General features: G+C 70.6%; 12 protein-coding genes. 5 read left to right on the forward strand and 7 right to left on the reverse strand.

Annotated features, from left to right (window positions below):
• The first annotated feature begins 87 nt into the window (after positions 1 to 87).
• Complete coding sequence (locus ABEA26_RS32105; protein ID WP_345597100.1) at positions 88 to 966, forward strand: sigma-70 family RNA polymerase sigma factor; 879 nt, start codon at positions 88 to 90, stop codon at positions 964 to 966.
• Between the two features lie 50 nt (positions 967 to 1,016).
• Here ABEA26_RS32105 and ABEA26_RS32110 read toward each other — a convergent pair whose 3' ends face one another.
• Positions 1,017 to 1,706 (reverse strand): gamma-glutamyl-gamma-aminobutyrate hydrolase family protein, encoded by a 690-nt coding sequence (locus ABEA26_RS32110; RefSeq protein ID WP_345597101.1) that lies wholly within the window; start codon positions 1,704 to 1,706, stop codon positions 1,017 to 1,019.
• A 219-nt stretch (positions 1,707 to 1,925) separates the two neighbouring features.
• Here ABEA26_RS32110 and ABEA26_RS32115 point away from each other — a divergent pair, with 219 nt between their 5' ends.
• Complete coding sequence (locus ABEA26_RS32115) at positions 1,926 to 3,083, forward strand: nucleotide disphospho-sugar-binding domain-containing protein (RefSeq protein ID WP_345597103.1); 1,158 nt, start codon at positions 1,926 to 1,928, stop codon at positions 3,081 to 3,083.
• A 37-nt stretch (positions 3,084 to 3,120) separates the two neighbouring features.
• Here the strand turns inward: ABEA26_RS32115 and ABEA26_RS32120 are convergent, their stop codons facing one another.
• Complete coding sequence (locus ABEA26_RS32120; protein ID WP_345597105.1) at positions 3,121 to 4,005, reverse strand: alpha/beta fold hydrolase; 885 nt, start codon at positions 4,003 to 4,005, stop codon at positions 3,121 to 3,123.
• Positions 4,006 to 4,218: 213 nt separating this feature from the next.
• Between ABEA26_RS32120 and ABEA26_RS32125 the strand changes: the two genes are divergently transcribed.
• Complete coding sequence (locus tag ABEA26_RS32125) at positions 4,219 to 4,983, forward strand: SDR family NAD(P)-dependent oxidoreductase (RefSeq protein WP_345597107.1); 765 nt, start codon at positions 4,219 to 4,221, stop codon at positions 4,981 to 4,983.
• A 57-nt stretch (positions 4,984 to 5,040) separates the two neighbouring features.
• Here the strand turns inward: ABEA26_RS32125 and ABEA26_RS32130 are convergent, their stop codons facing one another.
• Positions 5,041 to 6,519: an FAD-dependent monooxygenase gene (locus ABEA26_RS32130; protein WP_345597109.1), complete on the reverse strand. Its 1,479-nt coding sequence runs from the start codon at positions 6,517 to 6,519 to the stop codon at positions 5,041 to 5,043.
• An 83-nt stretch (positions 6,520 to 6,602) separates the two neighbouring features.
• Positions 6,603 to 8,096, reverse strand: coding sequence for an FAD-dependent monooxygenase (locus ABEA26_RS32135; protein ID WP_345597110.1), 1,494 nt, complete (start codon positions 8,094 to 8,096; stop codon positions 6,603 to 6,605).
• 320 nt (positions 8,097 to 8,416) lie between these two features.
• On the opposite strand from ABEA26_RS32135, the gene ABEA26_RS32140 reads away from it, so the two are divergent.
• Complete coding sequence (locus ABEA26_RS32140) at positions 8,417 to 8,836, forward strand: pyridoxamine 5'-phosphate oxidase family protein (RefSeq protein ID WP_345597111.1); 420 nt, start codon at positions 8,417 to 8,419, stop codon at positions 8,834 to 8,836.
• 90 nt (positions 8,837 to 8,926) lie between these two features.
• The gene (locus ABEA26_RS32145; RefSeq protein WP_345597112.1) at positions 8,927 to 9,865 is read left to right on the forward strand and encodes an aromatase/cyclase; all 939 of its coding nucleotides are present in this window, start codon (positions 8,927 to 8,929) and stop codon (positions 9,863 to 9,865) included.
• Between the two features lie 123 nt (positions 9,866 to 9,988).
• Here the strand turns inward: ABEA26_RS32145 and ABEA26_RS32150 are convergent, their stop codons facing one another.
• From ABEA26_RS32150 to ABEA26_RS32160, 3 genes are all read right to left on the reverse strand, one after another.
• Entirely contained in the window at positions 9,989 to 10,882 is an 894-nt protein-coding gene (locus ABEA26_RS32150; protein ID WP_345597114.1) for a methylenetetrahydrofolate reductase, read from the reverse strand.
• Positions 10,883 to 10,893: 11 nt separating this feature from the next.
• On the reverse strand, positions 10,894 to 11,754 hold the full coding sequence (locus ABEA26_RS32155) for an AfsR/SARP family transcriptional regulator (RefSeq protein WP_345597116.1): 861 nt from the start codon (positions 11,752 to 11,754) through the stop codon (positions 10,894 to 10,896).
• Positions 11,755 to 12,069: 315 nt separating this feature from the next.
• Positions 12,070 to 12,279, reverse strand: coding sequence for an acyl-CoA carboxylase subunit epsilon (locus tag ABEA26_RS32160; protein ID WP_345597118.1), 210 nt, complete (start codon positions 12,277 to 12,279; stop codon positions 12,070 to 12,072).
• Between the last annotated feature and the right edge of the window lie 722 nt (positions 12,280 to 13,001).

Raw genomic sequence — 13,001 nt, forward strand, 5'->3', positions numbered from 1 at the left:
CATTTTTCCTGCTCCTTCAGTCCGTTACGTGAGCGGGCCGTTGCCCGTCATCACCCATGACGGAGCAGAGCCGAGGAAGGTAACAACATGACCGAGACCAGCCCGACCGACCCCGTGGCCGAGACGTTCGAGACCCAGCGCGACCGGCTGCGCGCGGTCGCCTACCGCATGCTCGGGTCGCACGCGGACGCCGAGGACGTGGTCCAGGAGGCCTGGCTGCGTCTGTCCCGCCAGGACACGGAGACCATCGACAACCTGGCCGGCTGGCTGACCACGGTGGTCGGACGGATCAGCCTGGACCTCCTGCGCTCGCGCCAGGCACGCCCGGAGGCGTCCTACGACGACACTCTGCCCGAACTGGTGATGACGCTCGACGACGGCCCGGCCCCCGAGGACGACGCGGTGCTCGCGGAATCCGTCGGCCTCGCGCTTTTGGTGGTACTCGAGTCGCTCGGGCCCAGTGAGCGGCTCGCCTTCGTCCTGCACGACCTGTTCGCCGTGCCGTTCGAGGAGATCGGCACGATTCTCGGCAAGTCCACCGCGGCCTCCAAGATGCTCGCCAGCCGGGCCCGCAAGAAGGTGCAGGCGCCCCGCCGTGCAGGAGGTGACGAGCGGGAACAGCGAGAGGTGGTGGAGGCCTTTTTGGCGGCGAGCCGGCACGGTGACTTCGAAGGGCTGCTGCAGGTGCTCGACCCCCAGGTCAAACTGGCCGTCGACACCCCCGCCGGTGTCGTCGTCACCATCGGCGCCGCCGAGGTCGCCGCCGGCGCGCGGCTGGCCTCGAACGCCGCCACCCGCGGACGCCCGGTGCTCGTCAACGGGCTGCCGGGGATGGTCTCCTGGAACGAGGAGGGCCGGCCGCTGTCGGTGCTCGCCTTCACAGTCCTGGACGGGCGGATCACGCGGATCTCGGCCGTGGTCGACCCGGCCAAGCTCGCGCTCGTGGACCTGCCGGACCCGGCGTAGGCGTCCGCCGGGGAGGCCTGACACCTGCCGCCCTCCCGGCGTGGGCCCCCTCACCAGGCCGCGTCGACGAAGGCCTTGAACAGACCCGTGATCTCGGCGCCGCCTTCCTCGGCGTGGGGCTGGAACCCGACGAGGAAGCGCGCCCCTGGGTCTTCGACCGCCTCGATGACACCGTCCTCGCGCGCCCACGCGGTGGCACGCAGCCCCTCGCCCGCTTCGGCCACCCCCTGGTGGTGGTGGCACTGCCCGGTGGTCGATCCGCCCAGGACGCGGCCCAGGACGGAGTCCGGCGCGACGGTGATGTCCCGCAGGGTGTGACGCCCCGGCACGGTGGGCGCGTGCGCGGGCAGATGCTGGTGCAGCGTTCCGCCCCGGGAGACGGCGATCACCTGCAGCCCGCGGCAGATTCCCAGGACCGGGATGCCCCGCCGCTCCGCCACGGCGAGCGCGGCGAGGTCCGTGGCGTCCCGCAACTCGTCGGGCGGGAAAGTGCGCGGGTCCCGCTCGGCGCCGTAGCGCGCGGGGTCGATGTCGGCGCCGCCGGTGATCAGCAACGCGTCCGCCCCGGCCATCAGGTCCTCGACGGCTTCGTGCATCGGCGGCAGCAGGAACGGTGAACCGCCCGCCTCCGCGACCTTGGTGAGATACGTCCAGGGCTGCACGGCAGCCGGTATGGCGCCCCAGACACCCCAGTTCGCGGTGACCGCGTCCGCGGTGACCGCCACGACTGGCCTCTTCACGCTCCCGCCCCCTCCATCGGATGCTCCGTACACACCGTGACTATTGCGAGCCGGCCCGGAGGTGTCCAAGGTTGATTTTCCGCAGTTGAACACCCTGCACATGGATGGCGTTGACTCGGTATCCCGAGAAGCAGCACCATGGCAGCCATAGCGAGTCATCCGGTACGTGAAATTTCGTCGCCCGAAATTCATCGCCTCACGGGAAGCCCACAAAACTCCATGAAGCTCCTCTTCATTGCCGGTGGCAGCTCGGCAACCGTCTTCACGATTGCGCCCCTGGCCACGGCACTTCGCAATGCCGGTCACGACGTTCTGGTGGCCGCCAACGAGCCGCTTCCTGACATCGCGGCCGGAATCGGTCTCCCCTCGGTCTCCATCGTCCCGCAGCCGGTCTTCCATTTCATGCGGTTCGACCGCTCCGGCAACCGGATAGAGCCTCCGAAGGACGCGCGGGAGAACATGCTGCACACCGGGCGCGCGTTCGGCAGGATGGCCGCGGCCGGGCTGGAGGCGTTGCGGGACCTCGCGCGCACCTGGCGTCCCGACGCGGTGGTCGGCGGTTCGATGACCTATGCCGCGGGGCTGCTCGCCGCGCACCTCCAGGTGCCGTACGTGCGCCAGGCCTGGGACGTCGTGCCCACCGACGGTGCCGACCCGGGCGCCGAGGACGAGCTGCGGCCCGAACTGAGCGCACTGGGCCTGACCGGGCTGCCCGATCCCGCCCTGTCCATCGACGTCTGCCCGCCCTCGCTGCGCCCGTGCCTGCCCACGTCGGCCGGCCCCCAGGGGCAGCTCATGCGCTGGGTCCCGGGCAACGGCCAGCGCCGCGTCGAGCCGTGGATGTTCACCCGTCCCGCCGACCGCCGCCGTGTGGTGATCACGACGGGCACCCGGGCCCTGGCCTTCCAGTCGGCGGGCGCCCTGCGGGGTCTGGTGGACCAACTGGCCCGGACGGGCGCCGAGGTCCTGATCGCCGCGCCCGACCACGTCACCGAGAAGCTCGGCAGCGAACTGGACGACGTGCACATCGGGTGGCTGCCGCTCGACGTGGTCGCCCCGACCTGCGATCTGCTGGTGCACCACGGAGGCGGCGTCACCGCCATGACCGCGATGCACGCCGGCGTGCCGCAGCTGATCACGCCCGAGGCCTCCTACATGGAGATCGTCGCGCGCGCCCTGTCCGACTTCGGTGCGGGGATCGCCCTTGCGACGCAGGCGCCGGACCAGGACCAGACCGAGGAGATCGCCGCCGGCTGCCGGGAGATCCTCTCCGATCCCCGGTACGGGCAGCGGGCGCGCATCCTGTCCCGGGAGATGGCCTCGCTTGCCACCCCCGCCGACATGGCGGTCGCCGTGGAGAAGCTCGCCGCCCGGTGAGCGCTGGGCGCCGCCCCGCCCCCGCGGGGTGCGCCGCTCACCCGGTGAGAAAGCCGAGTACCTCGCGGCCGACCAGGTCCGGGTCGTCCTCGGCGAGCCAGTGCACCGAGTTCTCGACCCGCACCATGCGCACGTCGGTGGCGATGCCCGACAGCTGTTCCCGGACCTGGTCGAACTGCGTGGGCGCGGCCAGGGCCAGCACCGGGGCCGTCACCTTGCCGTACTCCTTCAGGTCCTCGATGTCCTGGTGGTACGCCTGGTAATAGCCGTTGGTGGCCCGTATGCCCGCAGGGGTGTCGTACGCCCGGGCGTAGACGGCACGGTCGAGCGGTGTGACCGCTTCCTGGTTCCTGAGGGAGTGCGTGTACAGCCAGTCGATCAGGTACCGGCCGCGGCCGGCGAGGAGCTGCTCGGGCAGGTCGCGTACCTGGTTGAACGCCATCCACCACATGTTGAATCCGGTGCCGGGGCGTCGCAGCATCGGCCTGCTGTAGTACGTCTCGTCGGGGTGGACCACGTCGAGCAGGACCAGTCGCCGCGTCGCCTCGGGGTGGTTCGCGGCGAAGCTGAACGCGACCATCGCCCCCATGTCGTGGCCGACGACATGGGCGCTGCTGTGTCCCAGGGAGCGGAGCAGCTCGTGGACATCGCGCGCCATGTTCTTCTTCGAGAACCCGTCCACCGGCTTGAGTTCGTCGGGGATTCCTATGCCCCGGTGGTCCACGGCGATGACCCGGTACCGCTCGGCGAGCTGCGGCATGATCTTCCGGAAGGCCCACCAGGTCTCCGGCCAGCCGTGCAGCAGGACGACCGGGTCTCCGCTGCCGCCCGTGACATAGTGCAGCCGCGTTCCGTTCACCTCCGCGTATTCGCTGCGGAAATCACCGTCCAACGTTGCCGCCAGTTCCGCATTGTCCGGCACGTCAACGGGTCGAAATGATTGCGTCGACATACTCGTCACCCCGTCCTTTTTCGTCTTCTTTTGCATGGCCCATGGTCGCATCGTTCGACCGTGCGTGCAGTCGCACTTGAACACCCCTTTCCCACTCGACGGGTCCGCGATAATTCGTCATGCTGAGGCGCCGAAGAAGTGACGTGAATTACCTTGCCATCGCTTTTGAAGGGAATTGCTGCCATGGGTGGGCTCACAGGCAGGACGGCGCTGGTCACCGGGGCGAGCCGGGGCATCGGGCGCGGTATCGCGCGCCGGCTGGCGCGGGACGGCGCGCTGGTGGCCGTGCACTACGCGTCCGGCGAGGCCGAGGCCAAGGAGACGGCCGCACTGATCCACGAGGAGGGCGGACATGCGTTCACCGTGGGGGGTGACGTGTCACAGACCGGTCGGATCGCAGACCTCTTCGCACAGCTGCAGCGGGAGCTCACGCAGCGGACCGGATCGAGCGCGTTGCACATCCTCGTCAACAACGCGGCGTACGGCGGACGTCCCACGGTGCCCGAGGACGTCACCCCCGAGCTGCTGGACCGGTACCTCGCGGTGAACGCGCGGGCTCCTTTCCTCATCGCGCAGCGTGCGCTCGAGCTGATGCCCTCGGGAGGGCGCATCGTCAACATCTCCTCGGGGATCACCCGCAGTGCCCAGCCGGACATGATCGCCTATGCGATGTCCAAGAGCGTCGTGGACCAGCTGACCCTGCACCTGGCCCGCCACGTCGCCGAGCGCGGCATCACGGTCAACAGCGTGGCGCCGGGGCGTACCGACAACGGGAGTCCCCTCTTCTCCCACCCCGGCGCCGTGGCGCGCATGGCCGAGCTCTCGGCGTTCAAGCGGGTCGGCCGGGTCGAGGACATCGCTGACGTGGTGGCGTTCGTCGCGTCCGACGACGCCCGGTGGATCACGGGCAGTGTCATCGATGCCACCGGTGGCTCTCTGCTCGGTTGAGGAACGGGCCGGGGCCGCGACGGCGTTCGCCGTTGCGGCCCCGGCCCTTCGCCGGTGTCACACCGCCGTACCGAACCACCGTTCCAGGGCGGTGCGCAGTTCGGCGTCCTGCGGACCGGTCCAGGCCACGTGCCCGTCCGGGCGCAGCAGCACGGTCTCGGGGATCCCGGCGGGCCCGGCTGCGTCGGCCCGGTTCCAGGAGCCGGTGACCACGTCGACGCGGTCCGTCCATCCCCGGGCCGGCTCGGCCGCCTGTGCGCCGGCCGCCCCGGTGACGACGAGGACACCGCGTGCGGCGTGCAGCAGCTCGGCCACCCGGGTGCGGGCACCGTCCGGTCGTGTCAGCTCCAGCGCCGGGTCAAGGCGCGCGCCCAGCAGCGGGTGGCCGCCGGCGCCCAGGTCGTAGCGCACGTCCAGGCCGCTGACCTGGCCGGCGAGGTGACGCGCGGCCTCGGGAACCTCGACGAGCTCGCGCATCACCGCTCGCAGGGGTTCCATCTCCTCACCGCTGAGGTAGAGCAGCGACTGGGCGAGGGTGTTGCGGATCAGCTCGGCGCCGACGGGGTGGCGTTCGTCGTGGTACGTGTCCAAGAGCCCTTCGGGGGCCCGTCCGTTGACGGTGGCGGCCAGCTTCCAGCCCAGGTTCACCGCGTCCTGGAGCCCGACGCTCAGGCCCTGCGCGCCGAGCGGGGCATGGTCGTGGGCGGCGTCGCCGACGACCAGTACGCGCCCGCGCCGGTACTGCGCGGCCTGGCCCGTGGCGTTGGTGAGGGCCGTCATCCAACGGGCGGAGGCGTGGTGGACGGACTCCCCCGTCATGCGCTGCCAGGCGTCGGCGACCTCGGTGAACGTGAGCTCGCCGACGCCGTGATCGGGGCGGATGCCCGGTTCGTGGATGACGATCCGGTCGACGCCGGGTTCCAGGGTGACCGAGAGCACCATGCCACCGCCGGGCACCCGCTCTCCGATGGGGCGCATCCGCAGACCGGCGCCGACGACATCGGCGAGGTACATGCCGCGGGTGGCGGCCAGTCCGGGGAAGTCGATCCCGGCGAGAGTGCGTACGGTGCTGCGCGAGCCGTCGCAGCCCACGAGGTAGAGCGCCGAGTCCTGCCCGGGGCCGTCGGGTCCCTCGAAGCCGATCACGACCTGTTCGTCGGTCTCGGTGTAGCCGGTCACCTCGCAGCCGTGGCGGAAGGTGACTCCGAGCTCCGTGCACCACTTCTCCAGCAGTTCCTCGGTACGGGACTGGGGCAGTCCCATGACGCCGAAGTGGTTCTCGGCCAGCTCGCCGAAGTCGATGCGGACCCCGCCGAAGTGGCCCTGCCTGCCCCACCTGAATTCGCCGAGGCGCGCGAGCAGGCCGCGCTGGTCGAGTATCTCGGCGGTCCGTGCGGTGAAACCGAGGCCGCGGGACTCGCCCGTGGCGGCCGGTAGTTTCTCGTAGACGACGACGTCCACGCCGGCCAGCCGCAGTTCGCCGGCGAGCATCAGCCCGACCGGCCCGGCGCCGACAATGATCACGCCCTGGGACATATGCACGCTCCTCGCGCAGACGAAGTACGCCTTGAGTTGGAAGATCGTCAGGTATCCGTGGTGCCGGGGGTGGCGCCCCGGTGTCAGGCGGCCCGGACCGTGGAGCGGGGACGGCCGAACCAACGCTCCAGCGCCGCGGGCAGGCTGTCGCTGCCGGGTGCGGCCCAGGCGACATAGCCGTCCGGCCGCAGCAGCACGGACTGCGGCAGGCCCGTGCCGGCGGCGGCCGCGTCGTCCCAGGTCCCCACGGCCACATCGACCCGGTCCGCCCAGCCGTCGGCACATCGCGCCGTCGCCTCGCCGGCCGCACCGGACTCTGCGACGACGAGCACGGGCCGGCCTGTGTGCAGGAGTTCGGCGATCCGCACCCGCCCGGCCCCGGCGCGCCGCAGGACCTGGTCGGGCGGCATCCGCAGCCCGGCCAGCGGATGGGTCGCGCCGCCCATGTCGTAACGGACGTCGAGACCGCTGACGATGCCGGCCAGGTGCCGTGCCACCTCCGGGATGCCTACCAGCTCGCCCATCACCTGGCGCAGCGGTTCCATCTCCGCGCCGCTGAGGTACAGCCGCGTCTGGGCCCGGGTGTTGCGCATCAGCATCCGGCCCACCGGGTGGCGCTCGCTGTGGTACGTGTCGAGCAGCCCCTGGGGGGCCCAGCCGGTGATGTCCGCGGCGAGTTTCCAGCCGAGGTTGACCGCGTCCTGCACTCCGACGCTCATGCCCTGGGCTCCGGCCGGCATGTGGATGTGGGCGGCGTCACCGGCCAGGAAGACGCGGCCGGCCCGGTAGGCGGAGGCCTGCCGGGTGGTGTCGGTGAACGAGCTGATCCAGCGGACCTCGGCCTGGTGCAGGGACTCGCCGGTCATGCGCTGCCAGGCGTCCGCGATGTCGGTGAAGCGCAGCGTGCTGCGGTCCTCGTGGGGGCGCAGGTTCTCGTCGTGGATGACGATCCGGTCCACACCGTTCTGCAGGTCGAAGGCCATCACCATGCCGCCTTCGACGCGCTCGCCGATGGGCCGGGGCTGCACTCCGCTGCCCACCACGTCCGCCATGTACATTCCGCGGGTGGCGCCCCACCCGGGGAAGTCGATGCCGGCCAAGTTCCGGACGAGACTGCGGGCGCCGTCGCAGCCCACCAGATAGCGGGCGCTCTCCTCGCCGGCCCCGTCGGGGCCGGTGAACTGCACGGTGACCTCGTCCGTGTTCTGACGGAAACCGGTGATCTCGTGGTTCCGGTGCACCGTGACGCCCAGTTCCCGGAGCCAGGCCTCCAGGATCTCCTCGGTGTGGAACTGCGGAATTCCCCTGACACTGAAATGGTTGTCGTCGAGCTTGCCGAAGTCGATGCGCACGCCGCCGAAATGACCTTGGGCCCATTCGACCTCACCGAATCGGTCCAGCAGTTGCCGCTGGTCGAAGATCTCGGCTGCCCGTCGGGTGAATCCCACTCCCCGGGACTCCCCGCTCGGCGCGGGCAGCTTCTCGTACACGGCCACATCCGCGCCGCCGAGCCGGAGTTCGCCGGCGAGCATCAGCCCGACCGGCCCGGCGCCGACGACGATCGCGTCCTTGGTCACGTTTCCAACTCCTCGTGCGATGCACCTGATGCGGGTCGATGAGGCGCCGTTCGGCAGGCACGATAACCAAACACCGGCGTGTTCAACCGGGTACTGCTCCCGGTTGAACATTTCTGGGCGGCAAGCCGTTCTGCCGCCCGTGCACCGGGCCCTATTCGCAGTTGGACACCTGTTGGGCTGATGTAGCGTTGGCTCGCTCCATCGAAGCCGGCAGTATGCGAGTCCGCGTCTCATCGGCGGCGGTGCTGCGGACGACAAGACCGCGAAGGAGAAATCTACCAGTGGCAGTCAGCAATCGACGTAAACCAATCGTCGGCCAAATGCCGGAGGGGCACAGGGACACGCAGTCCTGGCCGCTTTCCGACGCGATCGAGGAATTCCTCTCCGAGCCCGGCCAGGCCGTTCTCGTCACCTTGCGTCCCACCGGCACCATTCATGCGGTGCCGGTGAGCTTCACCTGGGACAGCGAAGCGCGACTGGCTCGGGTCATGACAGGGGGTCAGTCGAAGAAGGCCAGGAACCTGGTCGCGGCACCAGGCAGCCGGGTCGCTCTGTGCCAGCGGGACGAGGTCTCCTCGTGGGTGACCCTCGAGGGCACCGGCACGGTCCATGACGACCCCGAGCGCCTGGCGGAGGGCGCACGCCGCTACGCCGAGCGCTACAAGAAGGAGTGGCTCAACCCGCCCGGCGCGGCGGTCATCGAGATCGCGGTCGACGTCGTCATGGCCCGCAACGTCTGACCCGCTGCGGTGACCGGCTCGCCGGCCGATCCGCCGGAACCGGTGACCTCTGCATCTTCCTCGACCCTCCTCGATTCCAGGAGCATGACCATGCCTGCCTCTCCCGGCACGTCCGCCAGCAACGTGGTCGAGCACGAGATCGTCGTCTCGGCCCCGGCCACCGCCGTCTACCGGCTTCTGTCCAAGGTGGGGAACTGGCCGAGGATCTTTCCTTCGGTCGTCCACGTCGACCGGGTCGAACCGCTCACGCGCGGGGAACGCATCCAGGTCTGGGAGGTCGTGGACGGCCGGGCGAGGACCTGGACCTCCACCCGGGTGTTCGACCCGTACGGCCTGCGCATCGACTTCCAGGACGAGGAGCCCGGCCTGCCGGGAGCGCCGCTGGAAGGCGCCTGGGTGATCGAGTCGCGGTCCGCGACCGAGTCCAGCGTGCGTCTGCGGCGCGCCGGTCGCGGCACCGGTGGGGCCGTCGAAGAGGCGGATCGCCGGTGCCGCTCGGAACTGGCCGCGCTCAAGCCGCAGTTGGAGTCAGGCAACGCTGCCACGGAGCTGACCTTCTCCTTCACCGACACCGTGCAGGTCGACGGTGCGGCGCGGGACGTCTACGACTTCATCAACGACGCGCAGCGGTGGCAGGAGCGGCTGCCTCATGTGGCGCGGGCGCGCCTGGCCGAGGAGCCGCCCGGTCTGCAGACCCTGGAGATGGACACGAAGGCCGCGGACGGCTCGACGCACACAACCACGTCGTACCGGGTGACGTTCCCGCACCGCAGGATCGCCTACAGGCAGTTCACGCTGCCCGCCCTGATGGCCCTGCACACCGGCATCTGGACGTTCAAGGACCATGGCGAGGGGACGGCGGCGTCGTCGCAGCACACCGTCGTCCTGAACACGGACAACATCGCCAGGGTTCTCGGCCCGGACGCGGACGTCGCGCAGGCACGTGACTACGTGCGCACCGCGCTGAGCACGAACAGCACGGCGACGTTGCGCCTCGCCAAGGAGTACGCCGAGCAGCGGCGGCGCTGACGGCCGGCCCGGCACATCGGCCGCCAGGTGCGTGTGCCCGGCGGCGGCCGGTGTGCCGCCAGGGTTTCTCGGGAGCCTGCGCGAGCCCGGTGTGTCCACCGATCAGCACGCCCGTGGTGCGACTCAGCGGGTGGGAGGGCTCCTGGAAAGAGTCAGGACGCCGGCGTGGATGTCCAGGGCCGGCGTGGTTTTGTTGAGGGTGATGCAGTGCAGGCCCGGCGCGCCCTCGGCCAGGAGGCGTTCGGCCCTCGCGGTGGCGTGGGCGACACCCACCCGGTGTCCCTCGCCTGGGTCGCTACGGGCGGCGTCGAGACGGCGGGCCAGGTCCTGGGGGAACGCGGCACCGGACAGTTCGGCGAAACGGCTGGTCCGGCGGATGTCGGTGGCCGGCATGATCTCCGGGATGATCGGGATGTCACAGCCCGCGGCCGCGATCCGGTCGCGCAGCCGCAGGTAGTCCTCCACGTCGAAGAACATCTGCGTGATCGCGCAGTCGGCGCCCGCCCGGCGCTTCGCGACGAAGTGCCGGATGTCGCACTCCCAGTCCGGCGAGCGTGGACGTCTCTCCGGGAAGGCCGCCACGCCGATGGTGAGGTCCTCCGAGGACCGGACGAGTTCGACGAGTTCGACGAGTTCGACGAGTTGCCGGGCGTGGGTGAAGCCGTCCGGGTGCGCAACCGGCGGCCCCTGGGGGTCGCCGGGCGGATCCCCGCGCAGTACCAGCACGTCCCCGATCCCCGCGTCGGCGTACTGGCCGATGATCCGCCGCAGGCCGGCGACGCTGTGTCCCACCGCGGTCAGGTGGGCGACCGGGCGCAGCGTCGTCTCCGCGGCCATGCGGCGGGTCATCTCGGTGGTGCGCTCCCGTGATGATCCGCCTGCGCCGTAGGTGACCGACACGAAATCCGGGGCGAACGCCTCCACCCGACGCACCGCCCGCCACAGCGCCCGCTCCCCCGTCGATGGTGACGGGCTGCCACCGGCACAGCGCGCTGCTCCCCGGCCTGCCTCGAGCACGCCTTGAACCCTCAGCGGGCGGGCGCGAGCCGCTCCTTGACCGCATGAACGGGCTGGGCGGCGACCGGCACCTCGCCCGACAGGTCGTCGTCGGCCGCGAGGATGTACTGCTGCAGCCGACGCAGCCCCGCGGTCGGTTCGAGGCCGAGGTCCCTGACCAGGGTGGAGCGCAGCCGCCGGTAGACGTCCAGGGCCTCGGTGCGCCGTCCCGAGCGGTACAGCGCGAGCATGAACTGGGCGTGCAGACTCTCGTGCGTGCGGTGCCGGTTCACCAGGACCGTCAGTTCGGCCAGCGCCTCCCGGTGCCTGCCCAGACGCAGTTCGGCCTCGATGCGCCGCTCCAGAGCGCACAGCCGGCTCTCGTGCAGACGCTTGATCTCCAGTTCGAGCTGTGGCCCCGCCTGCACGTCCGCGAAGGCGGTCCCGGTCCACAGGGTGAGGGCTTCGCGCAACTGCCGCGCCGCACCGGCGAAGTCACCCGCGTCCATGGCCCGGTACCCCAGTGCGGCCAGGTGATCGAACATGCGCACATCGCTGCGTCTGTCGCCGCTGGACAGCAGATACCCTCCGGGCATCGTCACCAGCACGTCTTTCGCGGCACGCCACGTGCCGTTCCCCGGCTCCTGCGCCTCGCCCCTCTCCCGGGCCGCGGTGATCAGCTCACGCAACTGCAGGACGTACGTCTGCAGCGTGGTGCGGGCCGTGCGCGGCGGGTTGGCGCCCCACAGCTCGTCGATCAGGGCGGGCACGGGCACCACCTCGTCGGCGCGCAGCGCCAGCAGAGCCAGAACCTGCCTCGGTTTGGGGGCCGTTGGCATGATCAGGGCCCCGTTCTCCCGTACCGACAACGCGCCGAGCACTTTGATGTCCACAGCCTCTCCCCCTGAACCAGGACCGGTGCCGCTCGCGGGGCGACTCCTACCGGTCACCGATTCAATGGGATCTCCGACCCCCTGTCAATACAAAACCGGCTAGCTGGTTTCTGTTGCGGGCTCACTCGTCCTCAACCGCCTGATCACACCCATTCGCCGGTCTGAATCTCCGTCTTACTCCGGATTGATTCCCTTTTGAGGCGGACAGAATGGGTCGTCGGCTGCGGACGTCGTCACGGCCCTCGTCACCAGAAACAAGACACTTGGAATGTTTTGACGAGGAGACCCGGCAGGGCGGCCGGACGGGGACGGACGTCACCGCCAGCTGCGCGGCGCCCTGTAGGTCCGGGCCCGTTCGCGCCGGCCCCACGGTGCCGTCATCCGGCTCTCGGCACGCTCCGCGCGCGACGCGCTCCGGCCGGCCGCCAGCGACACGAGCGTGACGGTGACGGCGGCCAGTTCCTCCTCGGTGGCGCAGCCGCGCTCGACCCTGAGCCACGCGCTTTCGTCCCGGACACTTTCCATACCGTTCCTCCCCTTGCGTCCAGCTCACGGTCGATGCCCGTGGTCGACGACGGCTCGGGACCCGCTGGAGGCCTCGGAACACCCCGGGAGGGCGGGCGGCTTCCGCATTCCGCAATGGCACACCCGAATGCCGGCGGCGTTCCGGTGCGCGCAGTCGGCTTCCCTCCGCCCGGGCACGTTCACAGGCGGCCGGCGGGGCCCAGAGGGCCTCACGCGGCCCTCAATAACAGCACGGGCGGTCTGGAAAATGGCGCATCCTGAGGTGCAGGCAGCCCACTTCCGGTCACCGCACTTCGGGGCCGGCCGGCCGCCGGACCCCCTCGGGGAGCGGCCCGGGAGGGCCCGGTGCGGCGGAGCGTCCGTGCGGCCGCACCGGGCCCTCCCGGCCGGGCCGCCGCGTGCGGCCCCGCCGGCGCCCTGTCCCGAGGGGGTTCCCGGGCGCCCCCGTCCGGTGACCGCTCGGCCGCCGAGTGCAGCGTCGTCACTGGTGGTCGCGGCCGCGGCGTCGTCCGCCCGGCCGCCCGGCCCCTCCGGGAAGGAGCACTTCGACCCGTTCCCATCAGGGCCTATGAGTTCTTCACGGCGAGCCGGTCGGGCCGCACCCGAAGGGTGCGGTGTCCTGCCGGCCGGCTACGTCGCGTGACGTGATGCCCCTTCCCTAACCGGAACCCGCGGATCGCCTTGAAAATGAAACCGGTGAGTCTGTATCTTACGGCGCACGC

The organism is Streptomyces marokkonensis (genome assembly GCF_039539045.1).
GTDB classification, from domain to species: domain Bacteria; phylum Actinomycetota; class Actinomycetes; order Streptomycetales; family Streptomycetaceae; genus Streptomyces; species Streptomyces marokkonensis.

What these genes read in the sequence shown, in the direction of transcription:
- ABEA26_RS32105 (WP_345597100.1), top strand. Translation starts at nt 88, where the DNA reads ATGACCGAGACCAGCCCGACCGACCCCGTGGCCGAGACGTTCGAGACC.
- ABEA26_RS32115 (WP_345597103.1), top strand. Translation starts at nt 1,926, where the DNA reads ATGAAGCTCCTCTTCATTGCCGGTGGCAGCTCGGCAACCGTCTTCACG.
- ABEA26_RS32145 (WP_345597112.1), top strand. Translation starts at nt 8,927, where the DNA reads ATGCCTGCCTCTCCCGGCACGTCCGCCAGCAACGTGGTCGAGCACGAG.
- ABEA26_RS32130 (WP_345597109.1), bottom strand. Translation starts at nt 6,519, where the DNA reads ATGTCCCAGGGCGTGATCATTGTCGGCGCCGGGCCGGTCGGGCTGATG.
- ABEA26_RS32140 (WP_345597111.1), top strand. Translation starts at nt 8,417, where the DNA reads ATGCCGGAGGGGCACAGGGACACGCAGTCCTGGCCGCTTTCCGACGCG.
- ABEA26_RS32125 (WP_345597107.1), top strand. Translation starts at nt 4,219, where the DNA reads ATGGGTGGGCTCACAGGCAGGACGGCGCTGGTCACCGGGGCGAGCCGG.
- ABEA26_RS32160 (WP_345597118.1), bottom strand. Translation starts at nt 12,279, where the DNA reads ATGGAAAGTGTCCGGGACGAAAGCGCGTGGCTCAGGGTCGAGCGCGGC.